Source organism: Streptomyces sp. NPDC050997, from assembly GCF_040660135.1.
GTDB lineage: Bacteria > Actinomycetota > Actinomycetes > Streptomycetales > Streptomycetaceae > Streptomyces.
Window position 1 is genome coordinate 16,320 of the sequence record NZ_JBFAGK010000031.1, and the last position, 18,128, is coordinate 34,447.

Consider the following 18,128-nt stretch of genomic DNA (forward strand, 5'->3'; position numbering starts at 1 on the left):
TTCTGACAAAGGACGGTGAGATTGCGGTGAGAATCTGCCGGATCGGTCACGGCCTCGGCGACCACCGCGGATCGCGTCCGCTCAGTCCCACCGCCCGGTCGAGCAGCGGGGCGTCCGCGGGGACCGGGACGACCGGGCCGAAGATGCCGCCTCCGCGGTCGTCTTCCTCGGCGACGGCGCGGAGGAAGCCGTGCGAGGCCTTGAGCGCGATGGGGTCCGGCGCGTAGGGCTGCCCGGTGGCGCGGGCCAGGTCCCAGCCGTGGATGACCAGTTCGTCGGCCGCGACGGCGGCGGCGACCGCGCCCGGAAGGTCGACGCCACCCGCTCGGGTCATGCCGGTCCAGGCGGCCGGGTCGCGCCAGGCGTCCGCGAGTTCGTCGAGGACCTTGGGGAGGTCCTCGCGCCAGCCTGCGCCGATGTCGGGCACGGCGGCGTCCGGGCTGCTGTTCGTGGTGACGCCCAGGTCCTTGCGGGCGGCGTCACGGAAGGCGACGGCCAGACCGGACAGGTGCCCCAGCAGGTTCCGCACCGCGAGGTCCGGGCACGGCGTCGCGTCCGCGAGCTGCTCGTCGGTCACACCCTCCGCGAGGCGGGCGACGATCCGGGCCTGCGGTTCGAAGTCGAAGGTCGTCGGGTCGGTCATGTGCTGCTCCTCCGGACGGGATGCGGGCTGCGGTCCGCGGACCGCGGACCGCGGGCTGTCCTCGGATGGTGGACCGGCCCCACGACCGAAACTCATCGCACCACCGAAACTCGTCGCACCGCGGCCTCGGCACGCACCGTCCGCACGAGCTCGGCCGGCGTCCGGCCCCCGCCCAGGCACCACAGCGCGATCACCGGGTCGCAGATCGCGCAGCCCAGGGAGGAGTCATGAGCGAACGGGACGATCGGGTTGCCCTTGAGGTGGTGGACGACATCCCACGCGGTGTGCAGCAGCCAGCCGACGCCGATGAACGTCCATGAGTCGAGGCCGCGGTAGGCGACGTAGGTGACCACCGCGGTGAACGCGAACTCCCAGCCACCGAGGCCGCCGCCGCTGAGGTAGGCGGCGCCCGCTCCGGCCACCATGAGGGCGTTGAGACGGCGTCGGTGCGGTTCGCGCAGGAGGCACATGACCAGGACGTAGAGGACGCCGATGACGACGGGAAGGACGTAGTTCATGACTCCTGACGCTAGGGCGGTCGCCGCACGTGCCCCAGAGGCATTACCGACAGCCACCCACGGGTTCCCGCCCGGCCCCCCGCCCTTCTAGGGAACCCGCCCGATCCGTACGCCCCCTCCTTAGCCGCACGATGACCGGGCATGACGACGAAACGTACGAGGACAAGGGCCCGGGCACTGACACGGGCACGGACCTGGCCGGTGGCGCGTGTCCTGCGCGACCGCGACGCGGGGCTGTACCTCGCCACAGTCGTGGTCTCCGGCTTCGGCACGGCCGCGCTGTGGCTGGCGTCGGGCGTGTGGGTGAAGGAACTCACCGGGTCGGACGGGCTGGCCGCGCTGTGCCTGCTCGCCATGTGGGCACCGACCCTCGCCGGTCCGCTCCTGGGCACGATCGCCGACCGGTTCCGCCGCAAGCCACTGCTGATCGGCGTGAACCTGTCGCTGGCCGCCCTCCTGCTCACCCTCCTCACCGTCGACTCCGCGCGTGACCTCTGGCTGCTGTACGCGGTCCTGTTCGTGTACGGCGCCGCCGGTGCCGTACACGACGCAGCGGAGTCCGCCCTGGTCGCCGCCGCCGTGGACCCGTCCCTGCTCGGCGACTTCAACGGGCTGCGGATGACGGCGAGCGAGGGCATGAAGCTGGTGGCCCCGCTGGCGGGAGCCGGCCTCTACGCGGCGTACGGCGGCCCGGGCGTCGCCCTGCTCGACGCGGTCACCTTCGTCCTCGCCACGGGCCTGTACGCCGCTCTGCGCGTCCACGAGGAGAGGCCCGCGCCGACCGCGAACGGCTGGCTCGAACGGACCGCCGAGGGGGCCCGCCATCTGTGGACGCGTCCCCGGCTGCGGTCGCTGGTCCTGGCGGGCGGCGCCACCATGCTGTGCGCGGGCGTCAACGGGGCGTCCGTCTACGCCGTCGTCGAGGGCCTCGGGCACTCCCCCGCGTACGCCGGTGTGCTGTACGCCGTGCAGGGCGCCGGCTCGGTCGCGGTCGGCCTGGCCTCGGGCCCCGCGCTGCGGCGGCTCGGGGCACGCCGGTTCGCGGCCTGCGGCACGGCCGTCACGGCCGTCGCGGTGGCGCTGCGGGCCGTTCCGTGGGACCCGGTGGCCCTGGTGTGCAGCGCGGCGATCGGCGCGGGCCTGCCCTGTGTGCTGATCGCCGCGCTCACGGCCGTGCAACGCGAGACGCCGGGTCCGCTGCTGGGCCGGGCGGCCGCCACGGCCAACACCCTGATGTTCGCGCCGAACGTGCTCGGTCTGGCCGCGGGCGCCGCCCTGGTCGAACCGGTCGACCACCGGGCCCTGTTGGCCGTCCTCGGCGTGCTGTGGCTGCTGACCGTGGTGCCGCTGCTTCACAGCCCGGCGAGCGCCTCCCGTGCCGTCTCCAGGTCGCCGTCCGACGCCAACCCGGCGTGATACAGCCGCAGTTCCGTGGCTCCCAGTCCCCGGGCCCGTGCCGCGTCCGCCGCGAGGGTGCCCGGGCTGCCGCCCATCCCGGAGACCAGACCGAAGTTGGCGGCGATCACGGTGTCGTCCCGCCGGTGCGCCGCGAACGGGGTCAGCAGGGAGGCGCCGCCCGCGCACGGTACGACCACGCCGTCCGCGACGGACAGGATGTGCGCGGGGTCGACGCCCGGGTTGGCACCGACGTGGTAGGTGACGGGGTCGGCGTGCAGCAGGACCTGGAACCCGTCGGGAGCGGCGGCCCGGACGGCGGCGACGGCCGCCTCCTGGAGCGTGCGGGCGACGTCGTCGCGCCACGCGCGCGTGGCGGCCGCGGTCGTCTCCCCGAGCAGCTTCTCGACCCCCGCCCAGCCCTCGCCGTCGGGCGCGCCCCGCCACACCGGTGCCAGCGCCTCGCGCACGGCGGTCGCCAACTCGTCCGCGTCCAGGCCCTGTCGGCCGTAGCCCTCCCGGCAGGTCGGGCAGAAGCAGAGCGCCATCAGGTACTGGCCGGCGTCCCCGAGGCCGATCCCGGCGGTCTTGTCGTGGGCGTGCAGGTGCTGGAGTCCGTACCAGCCGAGGGACTCCAGCTCGGTGCCGGCCGCGCCGGGGCGTACGGCGGCCTCGGCGGCCAGGTCGACGAGGTACGCGCGGGTGGCGGGCTGCGCGATACAGGGGGCCCAGGGGTAGCGGTCGCCGTAGGCGTTGACGACGGAGGTGTCCGGGTGTTCGGCGCCCAGGCGGGAGTTGTGCGCGAGGACGACCCAGGTGTGCACCTCGAGGCCGGCGTCGGTGAGCGCGCCGGCCGCCTCGCCGAACGCGTCTCCGGGTGCCCAGTCCCCTGCGGTGTACGGGCGCAGCTCCCGCCCCTCCCACCGGTCGTCCGGGGGGTACAGCACGGCCGCGTGCTCGGCGGTGACGATGCGGTGGCGCGGGTGGCGAGGGGTGAGCGCGCGGGTGGAGTGGTAGGCGGCGGCCAGCGTCACCTGCCGCACGCCGAGCGCGGCGATGCGTGCCGCGGCCTCCGGGTCCCCGTTGACATCCCAGGGGTAGACGAACGTCGACGCCTTCACTTGTCCTCCGCGTTCACGTGCTCGGTGGCTGACTTCAGTGGCCCTCGTCCAGCAGGGCGTAGCCCCGCTCGACGATCTGGGCGAGCTGTTTCACATGATCCTCGCGCGGCTCGTGCAGCGGGGGCCGCACCTCCCCCACGTCGAGTCCGCGCATCCGTACGCCGGCCTTGACGAGGGCGACGGCATAGCCGCGGCCCTGGGCGCGCAGTTCGACGAAGGGCCGGTAGAAGCCGTCGAGGAGACGGTGGGCGGTGGTGTCGTCGCCGGTCTTGTGGGCCTCGTAGAAGGCGAGGGCGATCTCCGGGGCGAAGCAGAAGACGGCGGAGGAGTAGAGGGTGATGCCGATGCCGCGGTAGGCGAGCTGGGTCTGTTCGGCGGTCGGCAGCCCGTTGAAGTAGAGGAAGTCGTCGAGGGCCTCGGTGCGGACGGCGCTGATGATCCGCTGCATCAGGTCGAGGTCGCCGAGGCCGTCCTTGAAGCCGATGATCCCGTCGGTCCGGGCCAGCTCGACGACGGACTCGGGGGTGAACACGGCGTTGTCGCGCTGGTAGACGATCACCGGCAGCGAGGTCGCCGCGGCCACCTCCCGGTAGTGCCGCAGCAGCCCCTCCTGCGCGGCGACGACGAGGTAGGGCGGCATGGCGAGCAGCCCGTCCGCCCCGGCCGCCTCGGCGAGCCGCGCGTACCGCACGGCGAGCGCGGTGCCGTATCCGGCGCCCGCGACGACCGGCACCCGGCCCGCCGCCTCCGCCACCGCCGCGCGCACACACGCCTCGAACTCCTCCGGCGCGAGCGCGTGGAACTCCCCGGTTCCGCAGCACGCGAAGACGGCGGCGGCGCCGTTCTCGATCCCGCGGCGCACATGCGCGCGGTAGGTGTCCAGGTCCACCGAGCCGTCGGGGCCGTAGGCGGTGACGGGGAAGAACAGCGGCCCGCCGGGGATGCCGAGTCGAGCGGAGAGGGGGGCTGACGTCACGGGCTCTCCCTAGAACGAGCGCTCACGTTTATGATTCGAATCCATATTTATGAACGACTCCACCCTAAGGATCCCCTTCGAGGCCGGTCAAGCGCGCAAACCCGCGTCACGGAGTGGATCTGCCGGGTTCGCGCCACACTTGACGGAGGACACCCACGATCCCTAGCGTGTCCACGCATGTGAATGGGATCCATGCATGCGGCCGCCGACTCAAGGAGACCCGAGGATGCCCGCTCCCCGCACCGTTCTGCTCACCGGCGCCGCCGGCGGGCTCGGCACCCTGATGCGGAACCTGCTCCCGGCCTTCGCCTACGAACTGCGCCTGCTCGACGTGCGCCCGATCGAGGGCGACCCGGACGCCGTCACCGCGGACCTCGCCGACAAGGACGCCGTGCGGGAGGCGGTGCGGGGCGTCGACGCGATCATCCACCTCGCGGGCATCTCCCTGGAAGCCCCGTTCGAGAAGATCCTCGCGGCGAACATCGAGGGCACGTACAACCTGTACGAGGCCGCCCGTGAGGAGGGCGTGAAGCGCATCGTCTTCGCCTCCTCCAACCACGCGGTCGGCTTCACCCCGCGCCCCCAGGGCGACGACCCCCTCATCCCCATCGACGCCCCGCGCCGCCCGGACACCTTCTACGGCCTGTCCAAGTCCTTCGGCGAGGACCTCGCGCAGTTCTACTGGGACAAGCACGGCATCGAGACCGTCTCCGTCCGCATCGGCTCCTGCTTCCCCGAGCCGACCAGCGTGCGCATGCTGTCGCTGTGGATGAGCCCGGCCGACGGCGCCCGCCTCTTCCACGCGGCCCTGACCGCCGAGAACGTCGGGCACACCGTCGTCTACGGCTCCTCCGCCAACACCCGCCTGTGGTGGGACCTGAGCACCGCGCGGGCCCTCGGCTACGAACCGCGGGACGACTCCGAGCCGTACGCCGAGAAGCTGATCGCCGAGCAGGGCGAACTGGACCCGGAGAACGTGGGCCACGCCTACCTGGGCGGCCACTTCGTCAGCGACCCGCCGATCTGGCCGTACTGACAAGGCGACCGCACTGACGGACCGGCCGCACGGACAAGGCGACCGCACTGGCGGACCAGCCGCACCGACACGGCGCAAAATCATCGTTCGCGGCGGCGGGCGGGCACCGAACGGGCCCGCCCGCCGCCGCATCCGGGCATCCGCGCTGCCCGATCGCCCGCCTGAGACCCCTGCCCCGCAGGTCCGAGACGGTCATGGCACCCCGTGAACGGGCACACACGGGCAGCATCGAGTCCGCAACAGGCCTGGTCAGTGCCGCGCACCCGCTGTAGAACTTCCCCCATGGGCCCCACCGGGCCCGAACGGGCACGCAGGCACGGAAGCGGGTGACGGCCATGCACACGAGAACGGCGGAAGAACGCCAGCGGGAGATCGTCCGGGTCGCCCGCACCACCGGTTCGGTCGACGTCACCGCGCTCGCCGACGAGTTGGGCGTGGCCAAGGAGACCGTACGGCGGGATCTGCGCGCCCTGGAGGACCACGGCCTGGTCCGCCGCACCCACGGCGGGGCCTATCCCGTGGAGAGCGCCGGCTTCGAGACGACGCTCGCCTTCCGCGCCACCAGTCACGTTCCCGAGAAGCGCCGGATCGCGGCCGCCGCGGCCGAGTTGCTCGCGGACGCGGAGACGGTCTTCGTCGACGAGGGCTTCACCCCGCAGCTCATCGCCGAGGCACTGCCCCGGGACCGGCCGCTGACCGTGGTCACCGCGTCCCTGCCGGTCGCCGGCGCGCTCGCCGAGACCGAGAACACCTCCGTCCTGCTGCTGGGCGGCCGGGTCCGCTCCGGCACCCTCGCCACGGTCGATCACTGGACGACGAAGATGCTGGCCGGCTTCGTCGTCGACCTCGCCTACATCGGCGCCAACGGCATCTCCCGCGAACACGGACTGACCACGCCGGACCCAGCGGTCAGCGAGGTCAAGGCGCAGGCCATCCGGGCCGCGCGCCGCACGGTGTTCGCGGGCGTCCACACCAAGTTCGGAGCGGTCAGCTTCTGCCGGTTCGCCGAGATCGGCAGCCTGGAGGCGATCGTGACGAGCACCCTGCTCCCGACGGCCGAGGCCCACCGCTACTCGCTGCTGGGACCACAGGTCATCCGCGTCTGACAATCCACCCCACCCTACGCAGGGCACCCCTTTACCGGACAGCGCCCCTTATCTCCCGATGCACCCCTCTTCTCCCTCTCCTTCATCTCCCCCATCTCCTCATACGTCCAGGAGCGATCCATGCGAACCCAGAGCCGACGACGGCCCCCGCGAGCCACGCTCGCCATGGCCGCCGTAGGGACGCTGCTCGCCCCGCTGCTCTCCGGCTGCTGGGTCGGGGCGGGCGGGTCCGGGTCAGGCGGCAACTCCATCAACGTCCTGATGGTCAACAACCCGCAGATGACCGAGCTGCAGAAGCTCACCGCCGCGCACTTCACCAAAGAGACCGGCATCAAGGTCAACTTCACCGTCCTGCCCGAGAACGACGTCCGCGACAAGATCAGCCAGGACTTCGCCAACCAGGCCGGCCAGTACGACGTCGCCACCCTCTCCAACTACGAGATACCGATCTACGCCCGCAACGGCTGGCTGCACGAGATGGACTCCTACGTCGCCAAGGACCCGGCGTACGACGAACAGGACGTGCTCAAGCCCATGCGCCAGTCACTGACCGGCGACGACGGCAAGCTCTACGGCCAGCCCTTCTACGGCGAGTCGTCCTTCCTGATGTACCGCAAGGACATCCTCGCGGAGAAGGGCCTGACGATGCCCGCGCACCCGACCTGGACCCAGGTGGCCGACCTGGCCGCGAAGGTCGACGGGGCCGAGCCCGGCATGAAGGGCATCTGCCTGCGCGGCCTGCCGGGCTGGGGCGAGGTCATGGCACCCCTGACCACGGTGGTGAACACCTTCGGCGGCACCTGGTTCGACAAGGGCTGGAAGGCGCGGCTCGACTCCCCCGAGTTCGAGAAGGCGGTGAAGTTCTACGTCGACCTGGTCCGAGAGCACGGCGAGTCCGGCGCCGCCCAGTCCGGCTTCGCCGAGTGCCTGAACAACATGACCCAGAGCAAGGTCGCCATGTGGTACGACGCCACCTCCGCGGCCGGATCCCTGGAGGCGGCGAACTCCCCCGTCAAGGGCAAGCTCGGCTACGCCCCCGCCCCCGTCGAGAAGACCGAGTCCGCCGGCTGGCTCTACACCTGGGCCTGGGGCATCCAGGACGCGTCGCGCAACTCCGACAAGGCCTGGAAGTTCGTCTCCTGGGCGTCCAGCAAGCAGTACGAGCAGCTGGTCGGCGACCAGATCGGCTGGTCCAACGTCCCGGCCGGCAAGCGCGCGTCGACGTACACGAACCCCGCCTACGTCAAGGAGGCGGCCGCCTTCCAGGAGATGACCAAGGAGGCCATCGAGGGCGCCAAGCCCAACGACCCCGGCGTACAGCCGCGCCCCGCGCCCGGCATCCAGTTCGTCGGCATCCCCGAGTTCACCGATCTCGGCACCAAGGTCTCCCAGGAGATCAGCGCGGCCATCGCCGGACGCCAGTCCGTCGAGTCGGCCCTGAAGAAGTCCCAGCAGCTCGCCGAGCGGATCTCCGAGGAGTACGAGGGACGATGACCGCTACCGCAACAGTTCCGACAGCCACCGCTTCCGTACCCACCCTGCGGCAGCCCTCCGCCCGCCTGCGTGCCTGGGCCACCCGCGCCCCCCTGCTCCCCGCCCTGGTCTTCATGATCGTGGTCACCCAACTCCCGTTCGTGGCCACGCTGGTGATCTCCTTCTTCGACTGGAACGCCCTCTATCCCAAGGCCCGCCACTTCACCGGCCTCGACAACTACCAGCAGGTGCTGACCGACGCCGATCTGCGCCAGTCCGTGTGGACGACGGTCCTGCTGACGGCCGCGGTGGTCCTGGCCAGCCTGGTCCTGGGACTGGCCCTGGCGCTGCTGCTCGACCGGAAGTTCCGCGGCCGGGGCGTGGTCCGCACGCTCCTCATCGCCCCCTTCCTGGTGGTCCCGGTGGCGGCGGCCCTGCTCTGGAAGCATGTGCTGTACAACCCTGAATACGGCCTGTTCAATGGGTTGTTGCACTATGTGGGCGGTCCACAGCCGGACTGGATCTCCAACACCCCGCTGCTCGCGGTCGAGGCCTCCCTCGTCTGGCAGTGGACCCCGTTCATGATGCTGATCCTGCTGGCCGGCTTGCAGAGCCGCGACCAGCAGCAGATGGAGGCGGCGAGGGTCGACGGTGCGAGCGACTGGCAGATCTTCCGGTATCTGACGCTCCCGCACCTGCGCCGCTACCTCGAACTCGGGGGGCTCCTGGGCTCGATCTACATCGTCCAGAACTTCGACGCGGTCTTCACGATCACGTCCGGCGGCCTGGGCACCGCCAACCTTCCCTACACCGTCTACCAGAGCTTCTACCAGGCCCACGAGAACGGCCTCGCGTCGGCCGCCGGCGTCCTGGTGGTCATCGGCTCGATCATCATCGCGACCTTCGCCCTGCGCGTGGTGTCGTCCCTGTTCCGCGAGGAGGTGGGTCGGGCATGAGCGACATCGCCGTACGACCGCGCAGTGGCCGCAGCAAGGGAGCGGGCCTCGGCCTGGTGGCCTGGCTGCTGGGGATCGTCTTCTTCCTCCCCATCGCGTGGATGGCCCTGACGTCCTTCCACTCGGAGCAGGACGCGGCAACCAATCCGCCCTCCTTCGGGGCCGCCTTCACCCTTGACGGCTACCGCGAGTTCTTCGGCACGGGCGGCGGCGCGAGCCCCTGGCCGGCGCTCATCAACTCGACGGTGGCCTCGCTGACGTCGACGCTGTTCGTCCTCCTCCTGGCCTTCCCGGCGGCGTACGCGCTGTCGATCCGGCCGGTGAAGAAGTGGACGGACGTCCTGTTCTTCTTCCTGTCCACGAAGATGCTGCCGGCGGTGGCGGGCCTCCTGCCCATCTACCTGTTCGCCAAGAACACCGACATGCTCGACAACATATGGCTGCTGGTCATCCTCTACACCTCCATGAACCTGCCGATCGCGGTGTGGATGATGCAGTCCTTCCTCGCGGAGGTCCCGGTGGCGGTGATCGAGGCGGCGAAGGTGGACGGGGCGCGCCTGCCGACGATCCTGGCGCGCGTGGTGGCCCCCATCGCCCTCCCGGGAATCGCCGCGACCGCGCTGATCTGCTTCATCTTCAGCTGGAACGAACTGCTCTTCGCCCGGGTGCTGACCGGCGTGGCGGCCGAGACGGCCCCCGTCTTCCTGACCGGCTTCATCACCAGCCAGGGCCTGTTCCTGGCGAAGGTGTGCGCCGCGTCGCTCGTGATCTCCCTGCCGGTGCTCGCCGCGGGGTTCGCCGCCCAGGACAAGCTGGTCCAGGGCCTGTCGTTGGGAGCCGTGAAATGAAGGCCGCCGTCATCGAGTCCGTGGGCAAGGCTGTCGTCTCCGAAGTCCCGGACCCGACACCGGGCCCCCGCGAGGTCGTCGTCGAGGTCGCGGCCTGCGGTCTGTGCGGCACCGATCTGCACATCCTTCAGGGCGAGTTCGCACCGAAGCTGCCGATCGTGCCCGGGCACGAGTTCGCGGGCGAGGTGGTCGGGGTCGGCACCCAGGTCACCGAGGTCTCGGTGGGCGACCGGGTCGCGGTGGACCCCTCGCTCTACTGCTACGAGTGCCGGTACTGCCGTGCGGGCCACAACAACCTCTGCGAACGCTGGGCCGCGATCGGCGTGACGACGGCGGGAGGCGCCGCCCAGTACGCGGTCGCGCCGGTCGCCAACTGCGTGAAGCTGCCGGAGCACATACGCACCCAGGACGCGGCCCTCGTGGAACCCCTGTCCTGCGCGGTGCGCGGCTACGACGTGCTCCAGTCCCGCCTCGGCGCACACGTCCTGATCTACGGCTCCGGGACGATGGGCCTGATGATGCTGGAGCTCGCCAAGCGGACCGGGGCGGCGAGCGTGGACATGGTGGACATCAACGAACAGCGCCTGACCACGGCCCGGTTGCTCGGAGTGTCGTCCTCGGCGACCGGCGCCGACGAACTCGACCGGCCGCAGGGCTGGGACGTGGTGATCGACGCGACCGGCAACGCGGCGGCGATCCAGGACGGCCTGGACCGGGTGGCGAAGGCGGGCACCTTCCTCCAGTTCGGCGTCGCCGACTACGCGACCCGCGTGACGATCGACCCGTACCGCATCTACAACCAGGAGATCACGATCACCGGCTCGATGGCGGTCCTGCACAGCTTCGAGCGGGCGGCGGAGCTGTTCGCGGGCGGTGTCCTGGACCCGGAGGTCTTCATCAGCGACCGCATCCCCCTGGACCGCTACCCGGAGGCACTGGACCAGTTCAAGGCGGGGGTCGGGCGGAAGATCGTGGTGGTGCCGTAGCGGACGGTGCTGGGCCTGCCCGACGGTACGGCCGTCGGGCAGGCGGTCACAGCGGCAGCGTGCCGTACAGCGCGGCACCCACGGCGGCGAACGCCGGACCGGCCCACCGGGGCCAGGAACGGGTGCGCCGTCCTGCCGCATAGGCGAGGGCCGATGCCGCCATCGCCGGCCACAGAGCGGCGAAAGCGGCGTCGGGCGCTCCGTGGACGGATGGAAAAACGGGTGTTCCGAGGCGTGGTCCTCGATCCGTCCCCCGTGGGCTCGGCTCCCGGGGTGACGGGTCTGTACCCGATTGGCCCTCGGGTAAGGGAACGGTAAAACGCCCTCGCTCGTTCAAACGGTCATGACAGCTATGACCCCCGGCTCGAACATCCCCCTCTCCGCCGCCCGCGTGACGGTGGACGTCGCCGCCCCGGTGCGGCTCGACGTATCGGGCCTGCTGCTCACCGCCGATGGCAAGGTGCGCTCCGACGACGACTTCATCTTCTACAACCAACCCACCGGCCCCGGCGTGACCTACCGCTCGGGCGGTGGCACGGCCCCGGACGCGATCACCGTCGACACCTCCGCCGTTCCCCCGGGCATCGAGAAGATCGTCGTCACCGCCAGCCCGGACGCGGCCGGCCAGACCTTCCAGGGCATCGAACCGACGGCCACCATCCGCAACGCGGACGACAACAGCGTCCTGGCCACGTTCACGCCCCCGCAGCTGGGCACCGAGACGGCCCTGGTGATCGTGGAGGTCTACCTCCGCAACGGCGCCTGGAAGGCCCGCGCCGTAGGCCAGGGCTACTCCAACGGCCTGGCCGGCATCGCCACCGACTTCGGCGTCTCCGTGGAGGAGCCCGCGGCCCCGGTCGCCGCTCCCGCGCAGCCGGTGACTCCTCCGCCGCCGGCCACGCAGCCGCCGGTGGCGCCGCCGGCCCCGCCGCTCGACCCGCGGGTCTCCGCACCCCCGGCCCCCGCCGCTCCCCCGGCCCCGCCCGCCCCCGTCCCCGGTACCGGAAAGATCAACCTCGACAAGGGCCGGGTCAGCCTCCAGAAGAACCAGACCGTCTCCCTGGTCAAGGGCGGCCGCCCGCTGCTGTCCCAGGTCAAGATGGGCCTCGGCTGGGAACCGGCGTACCGCGGCAAGGACATCGACCTGGACGCCTCGGTCATCGCGTACGGCCCGCAGCGCAACCACGTCGACAGCTGCTACTTCGGCAAGCTGTCCATCGTCGGCGGCGCGATCAAGCACTCCGGCGACAACCTCACCGGAGAGGGCGGCGGCGACGACGAGGTGATCGTCGTCGACCTCGGCCGAATCCCGCAGGAGGTCACCGGCCTGGTCTTCACGGTCAACTCCTTCTCCGGCCAGAAGTTCACCGAGGTCGCCAAGGCGTACTGCAGGCTCCTGGACGCCGCGACCGGCGAGGAACTCGTCCGCTTCGACCTCACCAACGCCGAAGCACAGACCGGCGTGATGATGGCGAAGCTGGTCCGCCAGTTCTCCGGCGAGTGGGACATGACGGCGATGGGCGACTTCGTGAAGTCCCGCACGGTACGGGGCATGGTGAAGCCGGCGGCCCAGGCGCTGTAACAACCGCTACGACCACCGGGGCGCCCCCGTCGCAGGGGGCGCGCCCGGCGTTCAGCTCTCCTCGTCCGCCGTCGCCGGTCTCAGGCCTTCCGTCAGCAATGACACGTACCGCCGGATGGCTCTCCCCTGCCCGTCCGCCAGCTCCGACGCCGTGGCGACTCCGTGCGCGAGCCGCAGCACGTCGATCGGTTCGACGTCTGCTCGCAGGGTCCCCTCCCGCTGCGCCGCCCGCACCAGCCGCGTCGCGGCCGCCCTCATCTCGTCGGCGCACACCGTGGCCGCGGCCGAACTGCCGTCCGTGACGGCCGACCCCAGCAGCGCCTTCAGCCCGCGGACCTGGATCATCCCCACGCCGAGTTCGTTCAGCCACTCCACCAGCGCATCGCCCGGCGGCAGCCGCCCCGCGATCTCGTCCGCGCGCGCCGCGATCGCCTCGACCCGGTCGACGTACGCCGCCTCAAGCAGCGCCTGACGCGTGGGGAAGTGCCGGTACAGCGTGCCGGATCCGACACCCGCCCGCTTGGCGATGTCGTCGAGGGACGCGCCTTCCCCATGCTCGGCGAAGGCCTCCGCGGCCACCTCCAGCAACCGCTCGTAGTTACGCCGAGCGTCCGCGCGCATGGGCCTGACCTGCGTCATCCAGTAACTCCCTCGCGACCGGGGACCTCCTCCGTACCCTACCGAGCACCGAACCGGTCCAGACCCCATGGCGACGACGTCGGCCTTCGAGACCACCGGCGGTGGTCTCGAAGGCCGACGTGATCGTGGACGAGGGAAGAGGCGGTCACATCTTCGTCGCCCCCGCCGCGAGGTCCCGCAGGAAGTGCCGTGCCCCGAGCAGGAAGACGATGATCAGCGGGATGACGCTCATCAGGGCCCCGGCCATCACCAGGGAGTAGTCGGTGTTGTACAGGACGTTGAGGTTCGCCAGAGCGACCTGGAGGGTGACCTTGTCGGGGTCGATCATGACGACCAGCGGCCAGATGTAGTCGTTCCAGATGCTGATGAACGTGAAGATGCCGAGGAAGGCGAGGGCCGGCCGAAACAGCGGCATCGCGACCTGCCAGTACAGCCGGAAGAAGCCGGCGCCGTCGATCCGCCCGGCGTCCAGCAGCTCGTCGGGCAGCGAGTTCTGGGCGTACTGGCGCATCCAGAAGATGCCGAAGGCGTTGGCCGCACCGGGAATGATCAGCGCCTTCAGTGAACCGGCCCAGCCGAACTCGGCCATGGTGACGAACTGCGGCACCAGGGAGAGCTGCGCGGGAATCATGTACGTGACCAGCAGCGTGCCGAAGAGGAACTTCTTGGCCGGGAACTCGTACTTGGCGAAGGCGAACGCGGCCAACGAGTCGAAGAACAGCACGAGCGCGGTCCCGAGCACCGCGGCGACGACGGTGTTGAGCAGCGAGCCGAAGAAGTCGACGGTGTCGAGCACCCGCCGCATGTTGCCCAGGAGATGCGGTCCGGGTACCAGCTTGGGCGGGTAGCGGTAGATGTCCTGGGTGGTGCCGGAGGCCATCACCACCAGCCAGTAGAAGGGGAACAGCGAGATCAGCACACCGAGCAGCAGCACGCCCCGGACACAGACCCGGGTGAGCATGCTGCCGGAGCCGATGGCGAGGCCCGCGCTGCCGGTCGTTCTCTCGTCAGCGGCCATTGCGGGCTCCCTTGCGTCGCAGCAGTGACCTGATGCCGCCGCGGTCCTCGCGGTCGGAGCCGGAGACCAGCCGCCAGTTGATGAGGGTGAAGACCGCGATGATCGCGAAGAGGAGCCAGCCCATCGCGGCCCCGTAGCCGAACTGGTGGTCCTTGAAGGCCTTCTGCCACAGATAGAGCACGATGGTCATACCCTCCTGGCCGGGTCCGCCCGTGGTTCCGACGTCGGTCGACTGGAAGAGCACCTGGGACTCGGTGAAGATCTGCAGGCCGTTGATGGTGGACGTGACGGCGGCGAAGAGGACCACCGGCCGCAGCTGCGGCAGCACGACCCGGAAGAGGGTCTGCCAGCTGTTCGCGCCGTCGACCCGGGCGGCCTCGAAGTGCTCGGTGGGAATGGCCTGGAGCCCCGCCAGGAAGATCAGGGCGTTGTAACCCACCCACCGCCAGATGATCATGATGGAGAGGGACGACTTGATCCCCCACTCGGAGGACAGCCAGCCGACACCGTCCAGCCCGACCAGCCTCAGTGCCGAGTTGGCGAGGCCCGTCTGGGCGAAGACCGAGCCGAAGACGACGGTCATGGCGACCATCGAGGTGACGTTGGGGATGAAGTACGCCACCCGGTACGCGCCGGTGAACCGGACCTGCGAGTGCAGCAGGAACGCGAGCACCAGGGCCAGGAACAGCATCGGCACCGTGGACAGGAACCAGATCTCGAAGGTGTTGAGCACCGAGTGCCAGAACACCGAGTCCTCGAGCAGCCAGCCGTACTGCTTGAGGCCGACGAAGCGCATGTCTCCGATGCCGTCCCAGTCCTGGAAGGACAGGTACAGGGAGAAGACCACCGGGAAGGCGCCGAAGACGGCGAACAGCACATAGAACGGGGAGATGGCGAGGAGCGGCCCGACATGGCGTCGGCGTCCGCCCGGGGCGCTGGAGCGGGAGCCGCGACCGTCCGCCCGCTCTCCGCGGTCGGCCGCGGGGGCACCGGCATCCGCCGGGTCGGCGACTGTGGTCACGTCAGCTCACCCCCAGCCGGGACAGCGTGGTCTCGGCGGTGTTCACCGCGTCCCGCCAGGCCCTGTCGGGTTTCTTGCCGAGCGATTCCACGTTGGTCAGCTCCTGGAAGAACGGGGTGTTGGCGGTCTCCTCGTACGGACTGAAGTAGACGACCGGTGCCCTCTGGGCGGCCGGGCCGAAGACGTCGATGGGCTGCTGACCGCCGAAGAAGGGGTCGGGCGTATGCATCGCGGGGTCGGCGTAGGCGGCCGGAGTGGTGGGGAACAGGGCCATCTCCTGGTAGCTCTTGAGCTGGTTCGCCGGGCCGAGCAGCCACTTCAGGAAGGCGAAGGCGGCCTCCGGGTCGCGGCAGTAGCGGGTCAGGGTTACGTACGAACCGCCGTAGTTGGCGGGGCCGTCCGGCATGGTGGTCAGCCGCCAGGCCCCGGACGTCTTCGGCGCGGTGTCCTTCAGGCCGTTGATGGCCCACACCGCCGTGGTCATCGAGGCGACCCGGCCCCCGCTCATGGCCGCGTTGTAGTCGGGCGTGCCGTCCGTGATCCTGGCGCTGATCCCCTGGCGGAGCATCTCCACGGACAGGTCCCAGGCGTGCCGGATGTGGGGCTGGTCGCCGATGAAGCGGTTGTCGGCGTCCACGAACTGCTTGGGGCTCTGGAGCAGGACCTGTTGGAAGACGTTGCCGACGTTGCTCACCAGATACGGCTTGCCGGGGCCCTTCGTCCGGAGCGTCCGCCCGGCGGCGAGGTACTTCTCCCAGGTGTCGATCTCCGCGGCGACCTCCTTCGGGTCGTCGGGCAGTCCGGCCCTCCGGAAGAGGTCCCCGCGGTAGTAGAGCGCGGTGGGGCCGGCGTCGAGAGGGAAGCCGATCATCCGGCCCGACGGGGTGAAGCAGGCCTTCCACTTCCAGTCGAGGTACTGGTCGCGGACGGCTTCCGCACCCAGCGTCCGCAGGTCGAGGAACTCGTTCTCGTCGGGGAAGAACGTGGCGAGGTTGTCGTTGTTCACGACCGTCAGGTCCGGCACATAGGCACGGGCGGCGAGGCTGGTGCGCACCTTCGAGTCGATCTCGCCGTCGGGGATCTGGGAGCCCTTCACCCTCAGCCCCGGCACGCCGGGTACGGCACGCCTGGCGGTGGCGAGCAGTTTGTCGCTCAGCGAGCCCTTCCAGTACCAGAGGCTCAGATGGTCGGTGCCCGCGGAGGCCGAGCCGTCGTCCACCCCGCATCCCGACAGGCCCAACAGGGCTCCGCCGACACCGCCGAGGGAGGCCCCCAGCAGACGTCTGCGGGAGATCGTTCGGTGTTCCATCGGCGTGCACTCACTTTCCGGGCACGGCTCGACCGGGGCAGGGCGCTGCCGCGGGCCCGTCTGCGGGGTGGGGGGACAAACGAAGACAACGATGTCGACCGGTGGTTCCGGGCTCGGGGCCGACAGCGACTTGGGGGTTCTTGGGAGGCCGTGAACGTTCACGTGAACGTTGCCGTTGAGTATCAGCGCGGCCGAAAACCAGTGTCAAGGGACCTCACACGGCAATCTGCTGACACACCTTCAATGGCCCGGCGACGTCAGGTTCAATGGCCCGGCGACGTCAGGCGGAACCCCGTACCACCAGCTCGGGAATCACCCAGGCGTCCGCGTCGCCGAGCGGCTCCTCGCCGGCCCGCAGCCGGGCCACCTGCTCGACGGCCAGGCGTCCCAACTGACGCTTGTCGAGATGCAGGGTGGTCAGCGCGGGCTCCACCAGTTCCCCCAGCGAGAGGCCGTCGAAGCCCATCACGGCCAGGTCCTCGGGAATCCGACGGCCACGGCGACGGGCGGCGCGCATCGCGCCGACGGCGATCAGGTCGTTGAACCCGAAGACCGCGGTCATCTCGGGCCGCGCGTCCAGGAGTTGCTCCATCCCGGCCTCGCCGCCGGTCACGCTGTGCTCGGGGCACATCACGATCCAGTCGTCGTCGACGGGCAGCCCGTGCCGTCGGATCTCGGCCACAAAGGCCTCCCGCCGGGGGCCGCGGGCGTCGAGCCGAACGCCGTCCAGCATGCCGATCCTGCGGTGCCCCGCACGGACCAGATGGGCGATGCCCTTCTCCAGGCCGGCGGCGGCGTCGATGCCCACGGCCGCGAACCGGGTCTGCTGCGGGCCGCGCTCCAGCAGCACCAGCGGCACACCGCCGAGATGCCGGGCGAGGACGTCGTCCCGGTTCTTGAAGTAGCCCACGACCGCGTCCGCCTGGTGGGACAGCACGTCGAGCGCCTCCCGCTCCCGGACGTCGTCGGTGCGGGAGTCCCACACCACGACCTGCCAGCCACGCTGTTCGGCGGCCTCCAGCACTCCGGCGGCCACCTCGGGGAAGAACGGGTTCATCAGGTCCGGGATCACCAGACCCGCCGTCACGGTCCCCTTCCGCACCAGCCCCCGCGCGAACCGGCTGGGCCGGTAGTCCAGCAGGCGTGCCGCCTCCAGTACCCGCTCCTTCGTGGCCGGGTCGATCTCGCCCTTGTCGTTGACCGCGCGGGAGACCGTCTGACGGGACACTCCCGCCAGCTGAGCGACATCGTGGATGGTGGCCCGGCGGCGGGGGCCGTCGGGCACGTCGGTACGCGGCTCCCGCTGCTGGTTGTCGGCCCACACGGTGTGCACTGTATCCGGCCGGGCAACACGGTGTGCGGCGCAGCTCGTGCCCGGCTCGGTGGCCGTGTGGCCACCGCCCGCATCACCCGACCGGAGGCCAACCAGGTATTGACCGCGGCTTTCCGCACCACGAGGACAGCCCGACAATCGGAACCATCCATTCGAGCTTCCCACTCG

17 protein-coding genes are annotated in these 18,128 nt (G+C 70.5%); 8 read left to right on the forward strand and 9 right to left on the reverse strand.

Features of this window, described 5'->3' with window-relative positions; all coding sequences use genetic code 11:
- Window positions 1-46: 46 nt before the first annotated feature.
- Window positions 47-643: a TIGR03086 family metal-binding protein gene (locus AB0H86_RS40630; protein WP_362450670.1), complete on the reverse strand. Its 597-nt coding sequence runs from the start codon at window positions 641-643 to the stop codon at window positions 47-49.
- Between the two features lie 92 nt (window positions 644-735).
- Window positions 736-1,161: a DUF6010 family protein gene (locus AB0H86_RS40635; RefSeq protein WP_362450672.1), complete on the reverse strand. Its 426-nt coding sequence runs from the start codon at window positions 1,159-1,161 to the stop codon at window positions 736-738.
- 141 nt (window positions 1,162-1,302) lie between these two features.
- On the opposite strand from AB0H86_RS40635, the gene AB0H86_RS40640 reads away from it, so the two are divergent.
- Window positions 1,303-2,577, forward strand: a complete 1,275-nt coding sequence (locus AB0H86_RS40640; protein ID WP_362450674.1) for an MFS transporter — start codon at window positions 1,303-1,305, stop codon at window positions 2,575-2,577.
- Here AB0H86_RS40640 and AB0H86_RS40645 read toward each other — a convergent pair.
- Both AB0H86_RS40645 and AB0H86_RS40650 read right to left on the reverse strand, forming a co-directional pair.
- Window positions 2,514-3,677: a hypothetical protein gene (locus AB0H86_RS40645; RefSeq protein ID WP_362450676.1), complete on the reverse strand. Its 1,164-nt coding sequence runs from the start codon at window positions 3,675-3,677 to the stop codon at window positions 2,514-2,516. The genes AB0H86_RS40640 and AB0H86_RS40645 overlap by 64 nt on opposite strands.
- A gap of 34 nt (window positions 3,678-3,711) precedes the next feature.
- Window positions 3,712-4,653, reverse strand: coding sequence for a 5-dehydro-4-deoxyglucarate dehydratase (locus AB0H86_RS40650; protein ID WP_362450678.1), 942 nt, complete (start codon window positions 4,651-4,653; stop codon window positions 3,712-3,714).
- A gap of 226 nt (window positions 4,654-4,879) precedes the next feature.
- Between AB0H86_RS40650 and AB0H86_RS40655 the strand changes: the two genes are divergently transcribed.
- The 7 genes from AB0H86_RS40655 to AB0H86_RS40685 all read left to right on the forward strand — a co-directional run bounded on the left by AB0H86_RS40655 (window position 4,880) and on the right by AB0H86_RS40685 (window position 12,640).
- Complete coding sequence (locus AB0H86_RS40655; protein ID WP_362450681.1) at window positions 4,880-5,689, forward strand: NAD(P)-dependent oxidoreductase; 810 nt, start codon at window positions 4,880-4,882, stop codon at window positions 5,687-5,689.
- Window positions 5,690-6,024: 335 nt separating this feature from the next.
- The gene (locus AB0H86_RS40660) at window positions 6,025-6,795 is read left to right on the forward strand and encodes a DeoR/GlpR family DNA-binding transcription regulator (RefSeq protein ID WP_362450683.1); all 771 of its coding nucleotides are present in this window, start codon (window positions 6,025-6,027) and stop codon (window positions 6,793-6,795) included.
- 120 nt (window positions 6,796-6,915) lie between these two features.
- Window positions 6,916-8,289: a sugar ABC transporter substrate-binding protein gene (locus AB0H86_RS40665; protein WP_362450685.1), complete on the forward strand. Its 1,374-nt coding sequence runs from the start codon at window positions 6,916-6,918 to the stop codon at window positions 8,287-8,289.
- The gene (locus AB0H86_RS40670) at window positions 8,286-9,224 is read left to right on the forward strand and encodes a sugar ABC transporter permease (RefSeq protein ID WP_362450687.1); all 939 of its coding nucleotides are present in this window, start codon (window positions 8,286-8,288) and stop codon (window positions 9,222-9,224) included. Before AB0H86_RS40665 ends, AB0H86_RS40670 begins: the two co-directional genes overlap by 4 nt.
- Entirely contained in the window at window positions 9,221-10,072 is an 852-nt protein-coding gene (locus tag AB0H86_RS40675) for a carbohydrate ABC transporter permease (RefSeq protein ID WP_362450689.1), read from the forward strand. Before AB0H86_RS40670 ends, AB0H86_RS40675 begins: the two co-directional genes overlap by 4 nt.
- The gene (locus tag AB0H86_RS40680; RefSeq protein WP_362450691.1) at window positions 10,069-11,058 is read left to right on the forward strand and encodes a zinc-dependent alcohol dehydrogenase family protein; all 990 of its coding nucleotides are present in this window, start codon (window positions 10,069-10,071) and stop codon (window positions 11,056-11,058) included. The genes AB0H86_RS40675 and AB0H86_RS40680 overlap by 4 nt, the downstream gene beginning before the upstream one ends.
- A gap of 352 nt (window positions 11,059-11,410) precedes the next feature.
- Window positions 11,411-12,640: a TerD family protein gene (locus tag AB0H86_RS40685; protein WP_362450812.1), complete on the forward strand. Its 1,230-nt coding sequence runs from the start codon at window positions 11,411-11,413 to the stop codon at window positions 12,638-12,640.
- Window positions 12,641-12,691: 51 nt separating this feature from the next.
- Here AB0H86_RS40685 and AB0H86_RS40690 read toward each other — a convergent pair whose 3' ends face one another.
- The 5 genes from AB0H86_RS40690 to AB0H86_RS40710 all read right to left on the reverse strand — a co-directional run bounded on the left by AB0H86_RS40690 (window position 12,692) and on the right by AB0H86_RS40710 (window position 17,951).
- A complete protein-coding gene (locus AB0H86_RS40690) occupies window positions 12,692-13,279 on the reverse strand; it encodes a helix-turn-helix domain-containing protein (RefSeq protein ID WP_362450693.1) in 588 nt (195 codons plus the stop codon).
- Window positions 13,280-13,424: 145 nt separating this feature from the next.
- A complete protein-coding gene (locus AB0H86_RS40695; protein WP_362450695.1) occupies window positions 13,425-14,297 on the reverse strand; it encodes a carbohydrate ABC transporter permease in 873 nt (290 codons plus the stop codon).
- Window positions 14,287-15,318 (reverse strand): sugar ABC transporter permease, encoded by a 1,032-nt coding sequence (locus AB0H86_RS40700; protein ID WP_362450698.1) that lies wholly within the window; start codon window positions 15,316-15,318, stop codon window positions 14,287-14,289. The genes AB0H86_RS40695 and AB0H86_RS40700 overlap by 11 nt, the downstream gene beginning before the upstream one ends.
- Before the next feature lies 1 nt (window position 15,319).
- Window positions 15,320-16,627, reverse strand: a complete 1,308-nt coding sequence (locus AB0H86_RS40705; protein ID WP_362450700.1) for an ABC transporter substrate-binding protein — start codon at window positions 16,625-16,627, stop codon at window positions 15,320-15,322.
- Between the two features lie 280 nt (window positions 16,628-16,907).
- Complete coding sequence (locus AB0H86_RS40710; protein ID WP_362450702.1) at window positions 16,908-17,951, reverse strand: LacI family DNA-binding transcriptional regulator; 1,044 nt, start codon at window positions 17,949-17,951, stop codon at window positions 16,908-16,910.
- Between the last annotated feature and the right edge of the window lie 177 nt (window positions 17,952-18,128).